The 495-nt window shown below is 37.6% G+C and carries 1 protein-coding gene; it reads left to right on the forward strand.

The genetic code is table 11. From position 1 onward, the window contains the following. Position 1: 1 nt before the first annotated feature. Positions 2-495, forward strand: a 494-nt coding sequence (locus QOS03_RS09250; protein WP_283576193.1) for an IS3 family transposase, incomplete at its 3' end; no start/stop codon positions are given.

Raw genomic sequence — 495 nt, forward strand, 5'->3', positions numbered from 1 at the left:
TATTAGTGAATTGACCAAGGTCGCTGGAATTACTAGACAGGCTTACTACAAATGGCTGAAACATGAACCGACTAAATATGAGATTGAAGAATCGGAGATTCTCCAATTGATTAAACAGTTAGAAAATGAACACAAGCAAAGCGTTGGCTATGACAAAATGACTAGGTTAATCAAGTTAAGTCATCAGATTCCTTATACCGTCAATAAGAAACGAGTCATTCGCATTATGAAAGACCATAGTATCAAAGCTGACTATCGTCAGCCAACCCATAAACGTATTCAAGCCCAGCAAACTTATGAAGCTGAAAATATTCTTAACCGACAATTTGACCAAACCGCAGCTAACCAAGTTTGGGTTACGGATACGACGGAACTAAATTACGGAATCCGGCTTAATAAAGTTCGTCTACATGTAGTATTAGATTTATATGGTCAATATCCAGTAAGTTGGTTAATTACACCTACAGAAACCGCTGAAGGAGTAGTTCAAGTGTT

The organism is Limosilactobacillus pulli (genome assembly GCF_947381555.1).
Classification (GTDB): Bacteria; Bacillota; Bacilli; order Lactobacillales; family Lactobacillaceae; genus Limosilactobacillus; species Limosilactobacillus pulli.